The organism is Desulfovibrio sp. 6_1_46AFAA (assembly GCF_000224635.1).
In the GTDB taxonomy this organism is placed as follows: domain Bacteria; phylum Desulfobacterota; class Desulfovibrionia; order Desulfovibrionales; family Desulfovibrionaceae; genus Desulfovibrio; species Desulfovibrio fairfieldensis.
In genome coordinates this window covers 268608-287963 of sequence record NZ_JH114303.1, presented here as the reverse complement: position 1 = coordinate 287963, position 19356 = coordinate 268608, and the positions used below count along the sequence as shown (strand labels likewise).

At 63.5% G+C, this 19356-nt stretch carries 18 protein-coding genes and 1 pseudogene; 7 read left to right on the top strand and 12 right to left on the bottom strand.

Annotation, left to right across the window (positions count from 1 at the left end):
• Positions 1 to 264: 264 nt before the first annotated feature.
• From lepA to HMPREF1022_RS10985, 11 genes are all read right to left on the bottom strand, one after another.
• Complete coding sequence (gene lepA / locus HMPREF1022_RS11035; protein ID WP_008682600.1) at positions 265 to 2070, bottom strand: translation elongation factor 4; 1806 nt, start codon at positions 2068 to 2070, stop codon at positions 265 to 267.
• Positions 2071 to 2454: 384 nt separating this feature from the next.
• A complete protein-coding gene (locus tag HMPREF1022_RS11030) occupies positions 2455 to 2856 on the bottom strand; it encodes a F0F1 ATP synthase subunit epsilon (RefSeq protein WP_009303148.1) in 402 nt (133 codons plus the stop codon).
• Positions 2857 to 3023: 167 nt separating this feature from the next.
• Positions 3024 to 4445, bottom strand: a complete 1422-nt coding sequence (gene atpD / locus HMPREF1022_RS11025; RefSeq protein WP_008682594.1) for a F0F1 ATP synthase subunit beta — start codon at positions 4443 to 4445, stop codon at positions 3024 to 3026.
• Positions 4446 to 4456: 11 nt separating this feature from the next.
• Complete coding sequence (locus HMPREF1022_RS11020; protein ID WP_008682592.1) at positions 4457 to 5341, bottom strand: F0F1 ATP synthase subunit gamma; 885 nt, start codon at positions 5339 to 5341, stop codon at positions 4457 to 4459.
• Positions 5342 to 5364: 23 nt separating this feature from the next.
• Complete coding sequence (atpA, locus tag HMPREF1022_RS11015; protein ID WP_008682590.1) at positions 5365 to 6873, bottom strand: F0F1 ATP synthase subunit alpha; 1509 nt, start codon at positions 6871 to 6873, stop codon at positions 5365 to 5367.
• Positions 6874 to 6876: 3 nt separating this feature from the next.
• A complete protein-coding gene (atpH, locus tag HMPREF1022_RS11010; RefSeq protein ID WP_008682588.1) occupies positions 6877 to 7428 on the bottom strand; it encodes an ATP synthase F1 subunit delta in 552 nt (183 codons plus the stop codon).
• The gene (locus HMPREF1022_RS11005) at positions 7425 to 8000 is read right to left on the bottom strand and encodes an ATP synthase F0 subunit B (protein ID WP_008682587.1); all 576 of its coding nucleotides are present in this window, start codon (positions 7998 to 8000) and stop codon (positions 7425 to 7427) included. The genes atpH and HMPREF1022_RS11005 overlap by 4 nt, the downstream gene beginning before the upstream one ends.
• Positions 8001 to 8112: 112 nt before the next feature.
• Positions 8113 to 8532 carry an ATP synthase F0 subunit B gene (locus HMPREF1022_RS11000; protein ID WP_008682586.1) on the bottom strand — a complete coding sequence of 140 codons (420 nt, stop codon included), beginning with the start codon at positions 8530 to 8532 and terminating at the stop codon, positions 8113 to 8115.
• Between the two features lie 210 nt (positions 8533 to 8742).
• On the bottom strand, positions 8743 to 9783 hold the full coding sequence (locus HMPREF1022_RS10995; protein ID WP_009303147.1) for a glycosyltransferase family 2 protein: 1041 nt from the start codon (positions 9781 to 9783) through the stop codon (positions 8743 to 8745).
• 14 nt (positions 9784 to 9797) lie between these two features.
• Positions 9798 to 10322, bottom strand: coding sequence for a shikimate kinase AroL (gene aroL, locus HMPREF1022_RS10990; protein WP_009303146.1), 525 nt, complete (start codon positions 10320 to 10322; stop codon positions 9798 to 9800).
• A gap of 70 nt (positions 10323 to 10392) precedes the next feature.
• Positions 10393 to 11466 (bottom strand): aminopeptidase P family protein, encoded by a 1074-nt coding sequence (locus tag HMPREF1022_RS10985; RefSeq protein WP_009303145.1) that lies wholly within the window; start codon positions 11464 to 11466, stop codon positions 10393 to 10395.
• A 483-nt stretch (positions 11467 to 11949) separates the two neighbouring features.
• On the opposite strand from HMPREF1022_RS10985, the gene HMPREF1022_RS10980 reads away from it, so the two are divergent.
• From HMPREF1022_RS10980 to HMPREF1022_RS10950, 7 genes are all read left to right on the top strand, one after another.
• Positions 11950 to 12759 carry an iron-sulfur cluster-binding protein gene (locus HMPREF1022_RS10980; RefSeq protein ID WP_009303144.1) on the top strand — a complete coding sequence of 270 codons (810 nt, stop codon included), beginning with the start codon at positions 11950 to 11952 and terminating at the stop codon, positions 12757 to 12759.
• A gap of 207 nt (positions 12760 to 12966) precedes the next feature.
• Positions 12967 to 13893 carry a dihydroorotate dehydrogenase gene (locus HMPREF1022_RS10975; RefSeq protein WP_009303143.1) on the top strand — a complete coding sequence of 309 codons (927 nt, stop codon included), beginning with the start codon at positions 12967 to 12969 and terminating at the stop codon, positions 13891 to 13893.
• 4 nt (positions 13894 to 13897) lie between these two features.
• Positions 13898 to 15028 (top strand): hypothetical protein, encoded by a 1131-nt coding sequence (locus HMPREF1022_RS10970; protein WP_009303142.1) that lies wholly within the window; start codon positions 13898 to 13900, stop codon positions 15026 to 15028.
• Positions 15025 to 16101 (top strand): NAD-dependent epimerase/dehydratase family protein, encoded by a 1077-nt coding sequence (locus tag HMPREF1022_RS10965; protein ID WP_009303141.1) that lies wholly within the window; start codon positions 15025 to 15027, stop codon positions 16099 to 16101. Before HMPREF1022_RS10970 ends, HMPREF1022_RS10965 begins: the two co-directional genes overlap by 4 nt.
• The gene (locus HMPREF1022_RS10960) at positions 16098 to 18098 is read left to right on the top strand and encodes an ABC-F family ATP-binding cassette domain-containing protein (RefSeq protein WP_009303140.1); all 2001 of its coding nucleotides are present in this window, start codon (positions 16098 to 16100) and stop codon (positions 18096 to 18098) included. Before HMPREF1022_RS10965 ends, HMPREF1022_RS10960 begins: the two co-directional genes overlap by 4 nt.
• A gap of 7 nt (positions 18099 to 18105) precedes the next feature.
• Complete coding sequence (locus tag HMPREF1022_RS10955) at positions 18106 to 18408, top strand: hypothetical protein (RefSeq protein WP_008682568.1); 303 nt, start codon at positions 18106 to 18108, stop codon at positions 18406 to 18408.
• 37 nt (positions 18409 to 18445) lie between these two features.
• Positions 18446 to 18904: a (deoxy)nucleoside triphosphate pyrophosphohydrolase gene (locus HMPREF1022_RS10950; RefSeq protein WP_009303139.1), complete on the top strand. Its 459-nt coding sequence runs from the start codon at positions 18446 to 18448 to the stop codon at positions 18902 to 18904.
• A 22-nt stretch (positions 18905 to 18926) separates the two neighbouring features.
• Here HMPREF1022_RS10950 and HMPREF1022_RS18920 read toward each other — a convergent pair.
• Positions 18927 to 19356, bottom strand: a pseudogene (locus HMPREF1022_RS18920) (IS5 family transposase); the annotation flags it as partial.

The window sequence follows — 19356 nt, the reverse complement described above, 5'->3', positions numbered from 1 at the left end:
TTTAACTTATCTCTCTCTCTCTCTCTCTCTCTCTCTCTCTCTCTCTCTCTCTCTTACGGAAAAATACAGTATGCTTATATAAATTCATAGCAAAAAATATTCATATTCAATGGGTATGAGCCCTGGCATAGCGGTCTATACTAGTTATTGGGAATGTATATTGTCGATAAAAGAAAGGGCAGCCTCTCAAGAGGCTGCCTCAATTTCGAAAAAAGGCTTGTGCCGGATCTCTTTGTCAGAGTCGGCGGTGCAACGGCGTGAGTTCTACTCGTCGCCCACTTTAAGAGCCGCCAGAAAGGCCTCCTGCGGCAATTCCACATTGCCCATGCGCTTCATGCGCTTTTTGCCTTCCTTCTGCTTTTCCAGCAGCTTGCGCTTACGGGTGATGTCGCCCCCGTAGCATTTGGCGGTCACGTCCTTGCGGAAGGCGGAGACCGTTTCGCGGGCGATGATCTTCTGGCCGATAGCCGCCTGAATAGCCACCTGGAAGAGCTGGCGCGGAATGGTGCGCTTGAGCTTGAGGGCCAGGGAACGGCCGTAGGTATAGGCCTTGTCCCGGTGTACGATGACGGCCAGGGCGTCCACGGGCTCGCCGTTGAGCAGGATGTCCAGGCGCACCAGATCCGAGACGCGGTAGTCGATGGGCTGATAGTCCATGGAAGCGTAGCCGCGCGTGGCGGATTTGAGACGGTCGAAAAAGTCGTAGACGATTTCGGCAAAGGGCATCTCATAGGTCACCACCACCCGGTTGGCGGCCAGATAGTGCAGGTTTTTCTGCGTGCCGCGCTTTTCCTCGCAGAGCTTCATGACGTTGCCCACGTATTCGTTGGGCACGTGAATGTCCATGCTCACATAGGGCTCGTACAGGGCACTGGTCTTGGTCGGGTCCGGCAAATGACTGGGGTTGTCGATTTCCAGGGTTTTGCCGTCCACGGTGTCCACTTTGTAGACCACCGAGGGCGCGGTGGCGATGAGGCCCACCTCGAATTCGCGTTCCAGGCGTTCCTGAATGATCTCCATGTGCAGCAGGCCCAGGAAGCCGCACCGGAAGCCGAAGCCCAGAGCCTGGGAGGTTTCCGGCTCAAAGCTGAAGGCCGCGTCGTTGAGCTGGAGCTTTTCCAGCGCGGCCTTGAGATTTTCGTAGTCGTCGGATTCCGTGGGGTAGAGCCCGCAGAAGACCATGGGCTTCACTTCCTTGAAGCCGGGCACGGGTTCGGCGGCCGGATTGTCGGCCAGGGTGATGGTGTCGCCCACGCGGGCGTCGCCCAGTTCCTTGATGGAGCCGCACAAAAAGCCCACTTCACCGGCGGTCAGCTCGCGCACATCCGCGGCCTCGGGCGAGAAGACGCCCAGGCGCAGCACCTCGTATTCCTTGCCGGTGCTCATGAGCCGGATAGTGTCGCCCAGGCGCACCGCGCCGTCCACCACCCGGAAGAGCGTCACCACGCCCTGGTAGCTGTCGTACCAGGAGTCGAAAATCAGGGCCTTGAGCGGCGCGTCCGGGTTGCCCCTGGGCGCGGGCAGTCGCTTCACAATGGCTTCCAGCACCGCGTCCACGCCCATGCCTGTCTTGGCCGACACGGGCAGGGCCTCGGAGCAGTCCAGGCCGATGCTTTCTTCGATTTCAGCCTTGACCCGCTCCACTTCGGCGCTGGGCAGGTCGATCTTGTTCAGCACCGGGACGATTTCGTGGTCGTGGTCCAGGGCCAGGTAGACGTTGGCCAGGGTCTGGGCCTCCACGCCCTGGGTGGCGTCCACCACCAGCAGCGCACCCTCGCACGCGGCCAGGGAGCGCGAAACTTCATAGTTGAAGTCCACATGGCCGGGCGTGTCGATGAGATTGAGCTCATACTCCTTGCCGTCGGCCGCCACATAGGGAATACGCACGGTCTGGGCTTTGATGGTGATGCCGCGTTCCCGCTCCAGATCCATTCTGTCCAGATACTGCTGCCGGGCCTCACGCGCGCTGACCACCCGCGTGAGTTCCAGAATGCGGTCGGCCAGGGTGGATTTGCCGTGGTCAATATGGGCGATGATGCAAAAATTGCGGATGCGATCCTGTGTGGGCATAGTTTATCCTGCAAGGGCTGGGAGTATGAAAACAGAATATTTTAGGCGAAAAGTTACGCGAAGTCCATGACCGGCGCGGCACTTGGTGGAGCGGCATTTTTCGGGCCGCACAGTTGCGGGTCGATGGTGTGGGGAGGGAAGGAAACGGCGGAAAGTGCGCGCTGCGGGAGATACCGCTAGAAATTGGGCCTGCGGTTCGTGGCAAAGCGGTTCACACTTGAAATGCGTCAACCGCTCCGCAAGGAGTTGCCTGCAACTCCTTGCCTCGAAATATGGGCAGGCGGGCTTTGTTCGCCGTAAACGGGCATTTCAAGTGCTGAATGCTCTAAAAAGAAGAGCCGGAGGCAATGCCTCCGGCTCTTTATGCATCTAAGGCAATGTACGTCAGCGCAGTTGCGCCACCTGCAGGCGCGTGACCGCGCGTTGCAGGGCGGCCTCGGCCCGCGTCTCGTCCAGGCTGTCGTCGTGCGCGGACAGGCGTTTTTCGGCCCGTTCCTTGGCGGCCTGAGCTCTGGCGGTGTCAATGTCCGTGGCCAGTTCCGCGGATTCGGCAAGCACGCTCAGCACATTATTGTTCACGTCGGCAAAGCCGCCGGAAATGAAGACGTTCTCATCCTTGCCGTTGACCCGATAGCGCAGATCGCCGATTTTCAGGGCCGAGAGCATGGAGACGTGCTGCGGCAGCACCCCGAATTCGCCTTCCACCCCGGGGCAGACAGCCATTTCCACCTCGGCGCTGACCACGGTTTTGTCCGGCGTCACCACTTCCAGTTGCAGCGTGCCCATAGTCACTCCTTACGCTCCTGATGTCCCGATACCCGGACATGCAAACCATTTTACACCGGCACGTCCTGAAAATTTCCAGGTGCGCTCACAAAATACATTTTGTTCCTTGGGCCGCGCCCGAAACCGGACGCGGCCCAAGGGGCAAAAGGCGCGTTTTGCGGCGCCCCTTAGTTTTCCTCTTGCAGCTTGCGCTGCTCATACTTTGCCACGGCCTGCTCGATACCGCCGAGCATGTAGAAGTCGCCTTCGGCCAGGTGGTCATACTCGCCGTCCAGGATGCCCTTGAAGCCCTTGATGGTGTCTTCCAGCTTCACATACTGGCCGGGGGTACCCGTGAAGGTTTCGGCCACGTGGAAGGGCTGGGAGAGGAAGCGCTGGATGCGCCGGGCGCGAGCCACGGTGAGCTTGTCCTCGTCCGAGAGTTCGTCCATGCCCAAGATGGCGATGATGTCCTGCAGTTCCTTGTACTTCTGCAGCACCATCTGCACCCGCCGGGCCACGCTGTAATGCTCTTCGCCCACCACATTGGGGTCAAGGATGCGCGAAGTGGAGTCCAGAGGGTCCACGGCCGGGTAGATGCCCAGTTCCGCGATCTGGCGGGAAAGCACCAAGGTGCCGTCCAGATGCGAGAAGGTCGTGGCCGGGGCCGGGTCGGTCAAGTCGTCGGCGGGCACGTACACGGCCTGCACCGAGGTGATCGAACCCGAGTTGGTGGAGGTGATGCGTTCCTGCAGAGCGCCCAGGTCCGTGCCGAGGGTGGGCTGATAGCCCACGGCCGACGGCATGCGGCCCAGCAGGGCGGACACTTCCGAACCCGCCTGGGTGAAACGGAAGATATTGTCGATGAACAGCAGCACGTCCTGGTGCTCTTCGTCACGGAAGTATTCGGCGCAGGCCAGAGCCGTGAGGGCCACGCGCGCGCGGGCTCCCGGAGGCTCGTTCATCTGGCCGTAGACAAGCGTGGCGCGTTCCAGAACGCCTGCTTCCTTGAGCTCGTTGTACAGGTCGTTGCCCTCACGGGTGCGCTCGCCCACACCGGCGAACACCGAGGAGCCGCCGTGCTGTTTGGCGATGTTGTTGATCATCTCCATGAGGATAACAGTCTTGCCCACGCCGGCGCCGCCGAAGAGGCCCATCTTGCCGCCCTTGGGGAAGGGAACGAGCAGGTCCACGACCTTGATGCCGGTTTCCAGCAGTTCCACCTTGGTGTTCTGGTCCGTGAACCCGGGAGCGGGACGGTGGATGGGGTAGTACTTTTCGGCATTGACCGGGCCCAGTTCGTCCACCGGGCGGCCGATGACGTTGAGGATGCGGCCCACCGCGGCTTTGCCCACGGGCACCATAATGGGCTGGCCCGTGTCCACCACGTCCATGCCGCGCACCAGACCTTCGGTGGCGTCCATGGCGATGGTGCGCACGACGTTGTCGCCCAGGTGCTGCGCCACTTCACAGATCAGATCCGGAGCGTCGCTGTTGTTCGGGTTTTTTATCTCCAGGGCGGTGAAGATATCCGGCAGGTTGCCGTCGCTGAACTCAACGTCCACCACGGCGCCGATAACCTGAACGACTTTACCGATGTTTTTGCTCATGTTTGGGCTCCTTAACCGTTCAGCGCTTCCGCGCCGCCGACGATGTCGATGAGTTCGCTGGTAATGGAAGCCTGCCGCGTCTTGTTGTAGAGCAGGGTCAGCATGTTGATCATCTCGTTGCAGTTGCGCGTGGCGTTGTCCATGGCGGCCATGCGGGCGGCGTGCTCGCTGGCCGAGGTGTCCAGAAGGCCACGGTAGACCTGCACTTTGACGTAGCGCGGCAGAAGTTCCGCCAGCAGCTTTTCCTCATGCGGCTCGTACACATACTCGCAACGGGCTTCACCGGCCTCCTCAGCGATTTCTTCGGCCTCCGGCGTCTTCAACGGCAGCAGGCAGAGCGTGCGCGGCGGCTGGTGTCCCATGGACACGAATTCGCCGTACACCAGCCAGACTTCGTCAAAGGCCAGGGTTTCATAGCCGTGAATGACCTCCTGGGCCACGGAGCTGGCCAGGGCGAAGTCAATGCTGCCCATGCGGTCGCCATAGGAGGAGAGCATGGCGTAATCGCTTTTGCGTACCGTGTCGCGGCCCTTGCGGCCCACGCAGGCGAAACTGACCTGCATGCCGGCCGCTGTTTTCTCCTTGGCGAGCTTCAGGGCGGCACTGATGATGTTGCCGTTGAAGCTGCCGCACAGGCCGCGGTCCGAGGTGACCATGACGATGGCGCAGTTTTTCTTTTCCTCATGCTCGGCCAGCAGGGGATGGGCGTTGCCCTCCACCTTGCGCGACAGTTCGCCGAGCACCTGGCGGTATTTGGCCGCGTAGGGTCTGAAGCGCTCGATACGGGCCTGGGCGCCGCGCAGCTTGGCCGAGGCCACCATATTCATGGCCTTGGTGATCTGCTTGGTCTTGCCGACCCCTACGATCTTCATTTTTACGTCTTTGAGTGAAGGCATGCTAGGTCTCCCGTTTGGCGGCCTTAGGCCTGCCAGCCCTGCTTGAAGGCGGCAACGGCTTCGGTGAGCGCGCTTTCCACAGCCTCGTCAATGACTTTTTTGTCTTTAATGGCGTCCAGCACGTCCTTCCTGGTGTCGCGCAGGAAGGTCAGCATCTCGGTTTCAAAGCGGCGGACCTGATCCACCGGCACGTCGTCCATGTGCCCGCGTGTGGCGGCCCAGATGGAAGCCACCTGTTCCTGGGCGGGCATGGGCTGGTACTGGGGCTGCTTGAGCAGCTCCACCAGGCGCGCGCCGCGGTCCAGCTTGGCCTTGGTACCCTTGTCCAGATCCGAGCCGAACTGGGCGAAAGCCGCCAGTTCGCGGTACTGGGCGAGGTCCAGGCGCATGGTGCCCGCTACCTGTTTCATGGCCTTGATCTGGGCCGCACCGCCCACGCGGGACACGGAAAGGCCCACGTTGATGGCCGGACGCACACCGGCGTTGAACAGGTTCGGCTCCAGATAAACCTGACCGTCGGTGATGGAGATCACGTTGGTCGGGATGTAGGCGGAGACGTCGCCGGCCTGGGTTTCAATGATCGGCAGAGCCGTCAGGGAACCGGCGCCCAGGCTGTCGTTGACCTTGGCCGCGCGTTCCAACAGGCGCGAGTGCAGATAGAAGACGTCGCCGGGGAAAGCTTCACGTCCGGGCGGGCGACGGAGCAGCAGGGACATCTGGCGGTAAGCCACGGCCTGCTTGGAAAGGTCGTCGTAAATGATCAGGGCGTGCTTGCCGCCGTCGCGGTAGTACTCGGCCATGGTGCAGCCGGTGTAGGCCGCGATGTACTGCAACGGGGCCGGGTCGGAGGCCGTGGCCGAAATGATGGTGGTGTACTCCAGCGCGCCGTACTTGCGCAGCGTGTCGGCCACCAGCGCCACCGAAGCCTTCTTCTGGCCGATAGCCACGTAGAAACAGTGGATGTCGGTCTCTTTCTGGGCCAGGATGGCGTCGAGACACACGGCGGTTTTACCGGTCTGGCGGTCGCCGATGATCAGCTCGCGCTGGCCGCGCCCGATGGGCGTCATGGCGTCGATGGCTTTCAGGCCCGTGGGCATGGGCTCATGCACGCTTTTGCGGGCGATGATGCCGGGGGCCTTGATTTCCACAGGACGCACTTCCGTGGCTTCGATGGGTCCGAGACCGTCGATGGGCTCACCCAGGGGGTTGAGCACGCGGCCCATGACCTTGTCGCCCACGGGCACGGAGAAGATCTTGCCGGTACGCTTGACCGGGTCGCCTTCCTTGATGCCCACGTCCGAACCGAGCAGGGCGACGCCCACGTTGTCCTCTTCGAGGTTGAGCACCATACCCATGACGCCGCCGGGGAATTCCAGCAGTTCCATGGACATGGCGTTCTGCACTCCGTGGACGCGGGCGATGCCGTCACCGACGTAGAGGACGGTGCCGGTTTCGCTCATTTCCACGCGCTGCTCGTAGTTTTGGATTTGATCCTCAATGATCTTGCTTATCTCTTCCGCTTTGATCTGCATGTGCTATTCACCCCTCTTGAAAGTCTCCCGCAGGATCCCCAATTGTGCGCGCAGACTTGCGTCCAGCACCCGATCTCCCATGTTGAGCACCATACCCCCAAGGATGTCTTTGTCCACGGCGAAGGTCAGCTCAATGTCGGCGCCGCTTTTTTCCTGCAGCGCGGCCTTGAGCTCAGCCTGTTTGGCGGCGGAAAGTTTCACGGCGGTGGTCAGCCGTCCGCGGATCACGCCTTTGGCCTCATCCAGCAGTTTGCCGTACCAGTTGGCGATCTCACGCAGGAAGGCCAGGCGTTCCTTGTCGGCCAACAGGAAACAGAAGTTGCGCATGATCTGGTCGGCTTTGAGCTTATCCAGCAGTTTGCCCATGACCGCCTTTTTCTCTTCCACGCTGATGACCGGACTTTTCAGGGTCATGTCCAGTCCCGGCGCGGCGGCGATCATCCCACCCAGGGTCGCGAGGCAATCCCCGTGCCGGGTGAGGGCGTCGTCCCCTTCCTTACGGCTCAACGCAAAGATGGCGTTGGCGTATCTGCGTGCAACCACGGTGTCAGTCAATGGAGCACCACCTTGTTAAGGGAGTTGGCGATAAGTTTGTCGTGTTCACCGTCGCCCAGCTTGTCGCGCAGGGCTTTTTCGGCCGCGCCCACGATTTCGTCGGCAAGGGCGGCGCGCACTTCAGCCAGCACGGAGCGCCCTTCGTTCTCGGCGGTAAGGCGGGCCTGTTCCACGATCTGCTCGGCCTGGCGGCGCGCCTCTTCCATGATGCCCTGTTTGAGGTTTTCGGCCTGGACCCGGCTTTCTTCCAGGATGGCCTTGCGTTCCTCATCCAGACGGGCAATGCGCGCTTCCACGGCGGCCAGATGCTCTCTGGCCTTGGCGCGGCGCTCTTCCAGGTCGTCCAGGGTGTCCCGGATCAACTGGCGGCGGCCCTTGAAGAACTTCTTGGCCAGCCCGCCCACGAAATACCAGAGGATGCCCGCGAAGATCACGAAGTTGAGCACGCGCCAGCCGAAATCGCCCCAGCGCGGCGCTGCGTGCCCGGCTTCAGCGGCGACTGCTTGCGTGGCGGCCACGGCAAAGACCAGCGCCAGCGGCAGGACAAGCCCGAAGTGTTTCCATTTGCTCAAAACACACCCCCTAAACGGTCTGAGAAATGATCCAAAGCGTGCCCGTGCGCCGGGCGCGACAGCCGGGCAACCCCGCAAAAGGGTACCGGCGGGCCGCAGTGAAAAACCGGGATCAGCCCTTGATCAGGCGGTCGGCCAAGCGGGCGGAAAAATCACTCACCTGATTGCGCAGCTCGCTCAGCGTGGCCTCGGCCTGACCCCGCAGACTGCGGCGGGTGTCGGCCAGGATGTCGCGGGCGCTCTTCTGGGCCGTGCCCACGATGCCCTGCTGTTCCGTCAGGCCCGCGTTGCGGCCTTCCTCACGGGTAAGGCCGGCGTCCTGACGGGCACGGGCCAGTTCGGCTTCGTAGTTGGCGAGGCGTTCGGCGGCCTGGGACTCAAAGCTGTCGGCTTCGCCGGCCAGGTTGTCCATGACGCCGTTGCGCTTTTTGATTATTTCGCGGATGGGTCGGATCAGGAGGATGTTGAGTACAAAGATGGCGATAAAGAAGTTCACCAACTGAAAGACCAGGGTGATATTGAGATCCAGCATGCCGCATCCTCCCTAAAAATGGCGGTGTGAAGGATTTGATACATAAAGCCCTTGCACCATAGCGCCACAGCCCTGTTATGTCAAAGGGTATTGGTGACAAATTTCGCAAAGTTCACAAAAAAGTTTGTCCGGAAAAGTGGAAAAAAGTCTGAAAAGTCGCGCGTAACAAGGCATTGCGGGCTGTGTGCCAAAAGGGGGCGAGCGAGCCTTTCAGGAGAGCCACCAGTCCTCGGGGCCGTACCCGGCCTCCGACAGCCAGCCAGCCGCCTCTTCGGCCGCGCCGTGGGCCGTGAGCGCGTTGAGGATGCGGCAGCGTCCCGGCCCTGGCAGGGCCGCGCGGGGCAAAACGGCTATGCCGCCCGGACGGTTGCCTATTTTGCGGGGATCAATGTCGATATAGGCCGCGGGCCGCACGCCGAGTCGCCGGAGCGGGGCCAGCCGCCGCCGGGCCACGCGCCCGGCGCCCAGCACCCAGACCTCGGGGTGGAAAGGATTGCTGCGGGCCAGTTCGCGGGCCAGCCAGAGGGCGCGCAGTTCATTGCAGGCCGCTTCGCGGTAGCGGGCGTCGGCGCGGGTGGCCCGTCCGGGCGGGTCGTTCCAGGCCAGGAGGCGCAACGGCAACTTTTCCAGGCGCGCGCCCGCGTCCAGCCAGCGCAGCCAGAGTTCCCAGTCCTCGGCAAAATCGCCGTCCGCGTAGCCTCCCCAGCGTTCCACGGCCGCGCGCCGGAACATGACCGAGGGATGGCAGACCGGCGTATCCCGGAAGCGGTTGCGGGCGATATCCTCTGATGAGCGCAGGCTGTTCTGCCAGTCCACGAAATGGGCGAAGCCCCCGGCCCGGACCGCGTCGCCGCCGAAATCCACCATACCGGCTGAAAGGTGCAGGCCGGGATCGGCGTCCAGATGCGCAACCTGTCGGGCCAGGCGTTCCGGATGGGTCGTGTCGTCGGCGTCCATGCGGGCCAGATAACGGCCCCGCGCCGCCGCCAGTCCGGCATTGAGCGTTGCGGCGATGCCCTGGTGGGGACGGCGGAGCACGCGCAGCCGGGGTTCGCGCCGGGCCGCGGCTTCCAGCAGGGCGGGGCTGTGGTCCGTGGATCCGTCGTCCACGGCCAGCACTTCAAAGGGCGGCAGAGGCGCGCCCGGCGCGGGACGCTGGGCCCAAAGGCTGCTCAACGCCGCCCCCAGGCCGGAAGCGGCGTTGTACACAGGCAGGATGACGGAGACAAGCGGCGCGGCGGCGCTGGACATGCGGCGGGCCGCCTTCAGTTCCGGCCCAGGAGACGTAACGCCTCGACGCAGACGATGGCCGGTTCCGCCGTGGCGTCCAGGATATGGTGGGCGGCGTCTTCATAGAGTGGGCGGCGCTCGTCCAGAACCAGCTGCATTTCTTCGGCAATACCCAGTCCGGTCAGGGAGGGGCGCTGTTCGGCCAGGGGATCGCGGGCCAGGCGCCGGGCCAGGGCTTCCGCCGGGGCGGCCAGATAGAAAACCGTACCCTGGGCGCGCATGAAACGACGGTTTTCCGGATCCAGAACCATGCCGCCGCCTGTGGCGATGACCGCGCCGCCCTGGGCGTGCAGGGCGGCCACTTCGCGCAGGACCGCGCTTTCATGGGCCCGGAAGCCCGACCAGCCTTCGGCGGACACCACCTCGGCCACGGAGCGGCCCAGTCGCTCGCGCAAATGCCGGTCTGTGTCCACAAAAGCACAATCAAGCAGGCGGGCCAGTTCCAGGCCTACCGTTGTTTTGCCCGCCGCGCGGGCTCCCACCAGAAAAATCGCCGCCATGCGGGCTCCTTTGCACCGAAACTTTCAGGGGCGCTCCCCCGAGCGTCTCGTCATGACGTGACGACACGCGTCACAAAATCCGCACGCCGCCTTCCTCCACCAGAACGGTGTATTCCCAGCGCACGCCGCCCCAGGCGGAGTAATACAGGCCCGGTTCCACCGTGACCACCATGCCCGGCTCCAGCACCCCTTCGGCGCGCGGGGACAGGCTGGGGGCCTCGTGGGTTTCCAGGCCCACGCCGTGGCCCAGGCCGTGGGTGAAAGCCTCCGCGACCCCGGCCTTTTCAAAGACCGCGCGGGCCAGGGCATAGACTTCGCGCAGGGACAGGCCGGGCCGCATTTTTTTCAGGGCCGCTTCCTGGGCCTCGCGCACCAGGGCCAGGGTGCGCCTGAACTCCGGCGCGGGCGCGTCGCCCGCCCAGAACGTGCGCGTCTGGTCCGAACAATACGCGTCCACCCGGCACCCCACGTCGATGAGCACCAGGCAGTTCTCCGTGACCGCGTCCTCGCCGGGGATGGCGTGGGGCAGCGCCGCGTTGCGGCCCACGGCCACGATATTGGCAAAGGCCAGTTCCCCGGCCCCGTTCTCGCGGAAAAAGCGCTCAATAGCCCAGCTCAGTTCTTTTTCAGTCCTGCCCGGTTCCAGTTGACCCTCCACCCATTGCAAGAGCTTGTGATTGAGGGCGAAAGAACGTTCCAGCGCCGCGATTTCGCAGGGCTCCTTGATCCGGCGCAAGTGCTCCACCAGGCCGTCGGCGGCTTCAAACCGAGGGCCGGCCCCGGCCTGGTCCAGTGCCCGGGCAAAGGCAAGGCTGACGCCCCGCGCCTCCAGGCCCACGCGCCCGCCGCAGCGCCGCAGCAGGCTGTGCAGGTCTTTGGCGGCGTCGCCGCCGTAGATAAAGATGCGTTCCTGATCCCAGAGCCGGGCCGCCGCATCCAGATAGCGGGCGTCGGTAGCCAGCCAGTCCCAGCCGTCGGCCGTGACGACCAGTCGGCCCGCGCTTTCATTGCACTGCGGATCGTGCAGTTCAAAACCTGAAAGATAAAAACGGTTGGCCGCCTGGCTGACCAGCAGGGCGTCCAGGCCTCTGGCGCGCATGGCCCGGCGCAGACGTTCGCGGCGGGCGGCGTATATGGCTTGCATGGCGTATCTCCTGTTCCTGGTGGGGAACGGGGCTTATGCTACAGCGTCGGGCCGCGCATGAAAAGCCCCGCGCCGGGGTCGGGCCGGGGCAATCTCATGAACGGGATGAACATTGTTGTCCCGGAGCGAAAGAGAAGAGTATGCCTGCGTCAGCCTTCCTGTCACTTTACGGCTATTTTAACAAAATCCGTCTTTCCCGCGCGGGCGCCGCTGCCTTCTCAAGCATATCCGCATCTGTGGCAGACCTCTTGTCTTTCCCGCGCGGGCGCCGCTGCCTTGGCCGCACGAAAAAACCGCCGATTTTGCAAAATTCCCGCAAAATCAGCCCCCGCCCTCTTGCCAACAGTGCCGTCTGAGTTCGCGGAAACAAGCAAGGAAGACCCGCTTTACGAATATCCGACGGCTGAAACAGCCATTCGATTGTCTTGGGAGGCCCGCGGGCCTCGGTTGACCGTCCCGGCAAGTGGGTTTATAGAACAGAACATGTCCCAGCCGCGTTCTTCATTGCTCACGGTGCTGGATCTGGTGCCCTTCGGCCAGACCGGCCAGGAAAGCCGCTTCTTCGCCCTGCGTCTGACCCATCCCGAATGGGAGCAGTGGCGCCCCGGCCAGTTCGTCATGGTCCGGCCCACCTCGTTCGGCCTGGAAATTCCCTGGGCTCGTCCCTTGGGCATCTGCCACATGACCGCCCGTCACATGATCTGTTTTTTCCAGGTTCAGGGGCGCGGCACCCGGCGCATGGCCGAACTCAAGGCCGGCGATATGGTGCGGGTCTGGGGGCCCTTGGGCAACAGCTTTGCCGTGGAGCCGGACACGCCCACCCTGCTGCTGGCCGGGGGTATGGGCATCGTCCCCTTTGTGGGTTACGTCAACGAGCATCCCAAACCCTGGAACGTGACCATGCTCTTCGGCCACCGCGAGCCCATCAGCTGCTATCCGGTGGACAGCATCAACGAGCATGTGCCTCTGGACAGCCTGCGCGAGCATACGTCCGGCGATCTGGACAATTTCATTTTTTCCCTGCAGGAGCGCATGCGCGAATACGCCGAACAAAACGGCTTGGTGCTGGCCTGCGGGCCCCTGCCGTTTTTGCGCACTGTGCGGAAATTCGCCGGGGAACTGGGCGTGCGCACCCAGCTTTCGCTGGAAAACCGCATGGGCTGCGGCGTGGGCGCCTGTCTCGGCTGCGTGGCCCGCACCACGGATGCCTGGCCGGTGCCCGCCAAGCGCGGCGGCCTGATTCAGGTGTGCAATCAGGGGCCGGTGTTCTGGTCCCACCACATCGAATTGTAGGCGCAACTGCCTTTTGCCCGCTGGCTTTGTCAAACTTCGCTTTTTATTTCGGTCGAGTACCATAAGAGTACACTCCCTCCGTAAAAAAGCTCGTTTTCCTTGCCAGCGAACAAAAAACAGCCGCGCCGATCATGCCGACGCGGTTTGTTGGGTATGCCAGAATGGAACAAAACTGAAGCTCAAGCGTTTTTACAACCGGGAAACAGCATGGACCTTTCCGTCACCCTCAAGGGGCAAACCCACGATCTCAAATTGAAAAATCCGGTGCTCACGGCATCGGGCACCTTCGGCTACGGCGTGGAGTTCGCGCCTTACGGCGATCTGGCGGCCCTGGGCGGCATCGTGGTCAAGGGTCTGTCCCTCAAGCCGCGCGAGGGCAATCCCTGCCCGCGCATTGTGGAAACCACGGCGGGCATGCTCAATGCCGTGGGCCTGCAGAACGACGGGGTGGAGGTCTTCTGTCGGGACAAGCTGCCCCATCTGCCCTGGCGGGAAACGCCGATCATCGCCAATATGTACGCCACCTCCCCGGCGGAATTCGGGGAACTGGCCGCGCGTCTGGACGGCGAGGAAGGCGTGGCCGCGCTGGAAGTCAATGTTTCCTGCCCCAACGTCAAGGAGGGCGGCGTGCTCTTCGGCCAGGATCCCAAGCTGGCCGCCGCCGTCACCGCCGCCGTGCGCAAGGGCGCGCCGCACAAGCACGTGATGGTCAAACTCTCGCCCAATGTCACGGACATCGCGCTCATGGCGCGCAGCGTGGAAGACGCGGGCGCGGACAGCGTTTCCTGCATCAACACCCTGCTGGGCATGGCCGTGGATCTGCGTACCCGGCGTCCGTCCCTGGCCAATGTGGTGGGCGGCCTGTCCGGCCCGGCCATCAAGCCCGTGGCCCTGCGTTGCGTCTGGCAGGCGGCACAGGCCGTGAAGATTCCGGTGGTGGGCATGGGCGGCATCGCCAGCGCCGAGGACGCGCTGGAATTCATTCTGGTGGGCGCGGCCGCCGTGCAGGTGGGCACGGCCAATTTTATGCGCCCGGACAGCGCCTTTGCCCTGGCGGCGGAGCTGCCCGCGGCCTGCGAACGCCTGGGGGCGCGCTCGCCCGCCGAACTGCGCGGCGCGTTGCGCATGGACTAGGCCCATGGCCGTCAGTATCATTCCGGTTCGCTCCGAACAGGAGCTGACCACATTTGTGGACCTGCCCTGGACCGTCTACGCGGATCAGCCTCTCTGGGTGCCCCCTATCAAAAGCCAGGACCGCGAGCTGCTCACGCCCGGCGCGCATCCTTTCTGGGAGTCGGCCCGGCGCGAGCTGTTTCTGGCTTTGCGCGACGGGCTGCCCGTGGGGCGCATCGCGGCCATTGTGGACGAGAAGTACAATGCCTATGCCGGAGAGGCCTGCGGGGCCTTCGGCTTTTTCGAATGCCTGGACGATCCGGAGGCCGCCCACGCCCTGCTGGGCGAAGCCCGGAGCTGGCTGGCCGCCCAGGGCATGAGCTTCATGCGCGGGCCGCTGAACCCCTCCGCCAATTACACCTGCGGCCTGCTGGTGGACGGCTTCGACCTGCCTCCGGTGATCATGATGCCCTGGAATCCTCCCTATTATGCGGAACTGCTGGAAGGCTGGCATCTGCGCAAGGAACAGGATCTTTTCGCCTACCTCATTGAGCGCGATCGCCTGTCGCCGCCGGACTGGCTGCGGGAGGAAGTGGGCCGGCTCAAGGCCGAGGCCCGTTTTACCTGCCGCACGTCCAGCAAGGCCACACTGGCCGCTGACATCCGGACCATGCTGGATATCTACCGCGAATCCTGGGCCAAAAACTGGGGCTTTTCGCCGCTTTCCGACGGAGAGGCCGAGCACCATGTCAAAGAGCTCAAAGGCATCCTGGATCCGGAATTTTTCGTGCTCTTCTTCCACAACGACGAACCCGCCGCGGGCATGGTGGCCCTGCCGGACATGAACCCCCTGCTCAAGCGCCTCAACGGCAAACTGGGGCTGTCCGCGCTCTGGCACTGGTGGCAGGCGCGGGAGGAAATCCGGGGCGGCTACCGCATCATGCTGTTCGGCATCAAGGAGGAGTTCCGCCTGCTGGGCCTGCCCCTGCTGCTGCTGGACTATATGCTGGAAAAAGCCCGCAACAAGCCGGATTTCCAGTGGGTGGAAGGCTCCTGGGTGCTGGAGGACAATGTGGCCGTGGACGACCTTATTGAGGATTTTTCGGGCCGGATCACCAAGCGCTACCGCATATACCGCCGGGAGATCAGCGCATGACCCGGCCCTCGGACGAACGCTTTTCCCATCTGAGCGGCAAAAAGGTGCTGGTCACCGGCGGCACGGGCTTTGTGGGCCGTCATCTGCTGCCGCGCCTGCTGGCAGCGGGCGCGCACGTCACCTGCCTGACCCGCGCGGCCTCGCGCACCGGGCATCTGCCCGCGGATGTGGCCGTGGCGCGCGCTGATCTGCACACGGGGGAGGGGCTGGCCGAAGCCCTGGCCGGGCAGGATGTGGTCATCCACATGGCGGCCCTGCTGTTCGGCCTGGGCTGGCAGGACTATCTGCGGGCCAACGCGCTGGCCGCGCGCTCTCTGGCCGTGGCGCTGGCCGGCGTGGAGGCCGCGGCTCAAGGCTCCGGCAAGGGCTTGCCCGCGCGTTTCGTGCTGGTTTCCAGTCTGGCGGCCACCGGCCCTTCCGACTGCCCGCCCGGCGTGGCGGACAATGCCGTGCCCGCGCCGGTTTCCGCCTACGGCTGGTCCAAGCTGCTGGTGGAGCAGATTCTGGGCCGGGCCCTGGGGGACAGGCTGGTGACCCTGCGTCCGCCCATTATTTACGGCTCCGGCGACAAGGGCCTGCTGCCCGTTTTCAAGGGCGCGGCCAGGGGCTTTGCCGTGAGCCCCGGAGCGTTCCGCGATTTTCCCGTGTCCGCCGTGCACGCGCGGGACATGGCCCAGGCCGTGCTGCTCTGCTGCAAGGATACGGCGCGGGGCGTATACCATATCAACGACGGCGGCCTGTACAGCATGGCCCATTTCTGCCGCGTCATGGGCGCGGCCCTGGGCCGTCCCCGGCTGCGCGTGATTCATCTGCCTCTGCCCCTGATGGCCGTGACGGCGGGACTGGCCTCCAGCGGGGGACTATTGTGGGCGCGGCTGTCGCGCTGCCTGCCGAGCCGGGCCCCGCAACGCGCGCCCAACTGGAACCTGGACAAATACCGCGAGGCCCGGCAGGCGGGCTGGCTCTGCGACGCCGCCCGCATCCGGCGGGAGCTGGGCTACGAGCCCCGGGTCAGTCTGGCCGAGGGCATGGCCGAGGCCGTGGAAGGCTACCGGCGCGAGGGGTGGCTGTGAAGATAACCATTCAGGAACTTTCCAAATCATTCGGCGGCCGGGACATCTTCAGCAATTTTTCGCTGGAGGTGGATTCCGGCGTGCGGCTCTGCGTCTGCGGCCCCAACGGCACGGGCAAATCCACCCTGCTGCGCCTGCTGGCCGGGGTGGAGTCCGCCGACGGGGGCCGGGTGCTTTTGCCCAAGGGCTGCCGCCTGGGTTTTGTGGAGCAGGAGCTGTCCGAGGAAGCCCTGGACACGCCCCTGCTGACCTACGTGCTGGACGTGCTCCACGACTGGAACGACTTCTGGGCCGAGTGGGAGCAGGCGGCCGAATCCGGCGACGAAAGCCGCCTGACCGCGCTCATGCACCGCCAGAGCGAACTGGAAGCCACGTACGGCTATAATCCCGAGCACCGGGCCAAGGCCGTTCTGTCCGGGCTGGGTTTTTCCGAGGCCAAGTGGGGGCGCACCCTGCGGGAGCTGTCCGGCGGCTGGCGCGAACGGGCCAAGCTGGCCCGCGTGCTCACGGCCGGGGCCGACGTGCTGCTGCTGGACGAGCCCACCAACCACCTGGACATGGAAGCCGTGGAGTGGCTCGAGTCTTTTCTGCTGGACTTTAAGGGCGCGCTGGTCTTTGTGGCCCACGACCGCATGTTCATGGACAATGTGGGCACCCATGTGCTCTATCTGGGCTTGTCCCGTCCGGTATTCCGCAAGGCCACCTACACCCAGTTTCTGGCGTTGCAGGAGGAATACAACGCCCAGCGCGAGCGCGAGGCCCGCGCCCTCCAGGACGAGATCAACCGTAAAATGGCTTTTGTGGAACGCTTCCGGGCCAAGGCCACCAAGGCCCGCCAAGCCGGTTCGCGCCAGAAGATGGCCAAGAAGCTGGAAAAGGAGCTGGAGGATTACCGGCCCGAGCCGAAGCGCAAGGAGCTCAATTTCAGCTGGCCCGAGGCCCCGCACTCGGAAAAGATAGTGCTGGCCGCCGCTGATCTGGCCTTTCATTTTCCGGACGGCAAGAGCATGTGGCCCCCCCTGACCTTCACGCTGTACCGGGGCGGGCGCATCGCCCTGGTGGGGCATAACGGCTGCGGCAAATCCACGCTGCTCCGGATTCTGGCCGGGCAGCTGGAACGCTGCGGCGGCAATCTGGTCACGGCCTCCCAGATGCGCCTGGGCTACTATACCCAGCACCAGATGGACACCCTGCGCCCGGACACCACGGTGCTGGGCGAAATCCGCCGCCTTTCGGACCCGCACACCACGGAAGAGGAACTCATGAGCGTGCTGGGCCTCTTTCTGCTGGGGCAGGAATATTTCGACCGCCAGGTCAGCGCCCTGTCCGGCGGCGAGAAAAGCCGCCTGGTCCTGGCCAGCCTGTTTCTGAAACGCTGCAATTTTCTGTTGCTGGACGAGCCCACCAACCATTTGGATCTGGAAAGCCGCGAAGCCCTGGTCCTGGCTTTGCAAAAATTCACCGGTACCCTGCTGATGGTGGCCCATGACCGCTGGCTTTTGTCGCAGGTGGGGGTCGAAGCCTGGGAACTGAATGAAAACGGCATTACGATCCATGCCGGATTCGCGGCCTATGACGCCGACCGCCGGGCGCGCCTGGCCGGGGCCGGAACGGACAGCCGGGGCGGCGCGGCCCTGAGCGCGGCGGGCCTGCCGAAAATGAGCTCCGAAGCGGCGCGGGAGGTCGCGCCCGGTTTCTCACGTGAGGAGCAGAAGCGCCTCAAGCGCGAGCAGGCCGAGAAACGCAACGCCCTGCACAAGGAACTCAAACCCCTGCAAAGCAAGTATACGGCTCTGGAAGAGGAGCTGGCCCGCGTGCTGGACGAACAGAGCGCGGTGGAAGGCCGGTTGGCTGATCCCGAGGTCTATGCGGACCACAGCCGCTCCGGCGAACTGCTCAAGCGCTTTGAGGAATGCAAGCGGCGCGGCGAGGACCTGTTGGAAGAAATGGCGGGGCTGGAAGAAAAAATAACGGCTATCAAAGTCGGGGCTGAGTGAGGATGTGATGCCTGCCGACGAAAAAGATGCTGCGCAGGACAGAGAAAGTGCGCCTGCCGAGCAACCTTCGTGGTTATGGCAACTGGTGATCATGGCCGTTATAGCCTATCCGCTTGCTTTTGTGGGGACACTGGAGAGCCTTCGCTGTGTGACGCCCTATGTGACGCCTCTGGCTTGGTTTATGGGGGGCATTCTTCTTGCCTGGCGAACTAGGTACATGACTCTTGCCTGTATGTTGATCGCCGAGGGCTTGCTTGGTCTGATTGCCCTTTGGTTTTTGATGGGGTTTGCCAAAGGTTTTGCGCATTAAGCGGCTGCAAAAAATCTGTCTCAGACAAGGGCGTATTATGACGGAAAAGAGCGACGGCCCGCGGCTCATTGAAGTGGCTGCGGGCATCATCTGGCGCGGCGGGCGCTTTCTGGCCGCGCAGCGGCCCACGGACAAGCCTTTGGAAGGCTATTGGGAATTTCCCGGCGGCAAGCTGGAGGCAGGGGAGAGCCCGGCCGAGGCCCTTGCCCGCGAGCTGGCCGAGGAGCTGGGCATCGGCGTGCGCGAGTGCCGCTTCTGGCAGAGCCTGGAACACAGTTACGCGGAGCGCGGCTTTCGTGTGCGTCTGCACTTTTTCCACGTCACGGCCTTCAGCGGCGAGCCCTGCCCGGCGGAAGGCCAGAATCTGCGCTGGGTGACTCCGGCCGAGGCCCCGGAGCTGGGCTTTCTGCCCGCTGATGCGGGCGTGCTGAATTTTTTGCAAACGGTTCAACGCCAGAGCAGATTCGCTTTGAAATTGTGCCAATTCCAAAGTTGAAATGCCCTAGGGCCCGTTAACACTATTTCAGAGCTATAACAATTAACGCAAAGACGACAAAGGCCAGGAACATGACATCGAGCTTGTCGAACCGAGTAAAAACACGGCGGAAGCCTTTGAGCCTCCTGAAAAGCCGTTCTACCTCATTACGTCTTTTGTATAGCTTCTTTGTCATACTCCCACGGTTTCAGTCGGTTGGGATTGGGCGGCACCACCGGAGTGAAGCCCAACTCACGTCCCAAGCGAGTCGTTTCATTACCCTCATATGCGCCATCCATAAGCAAGCTGCACGGCGCTGGCATCGGCCCCAACTGGACAAGCAGCCTGCGCCCCTCGGGGGCATCGCCGGCGTTGCCGGGAGTGAGGCTGAAATTCAACGCGCATTCAGCATTCGCGGCAACCATATGAAGCTTGGTCGTCCAGCCGCCTCTGGACTTTCCGATGGACTGCGG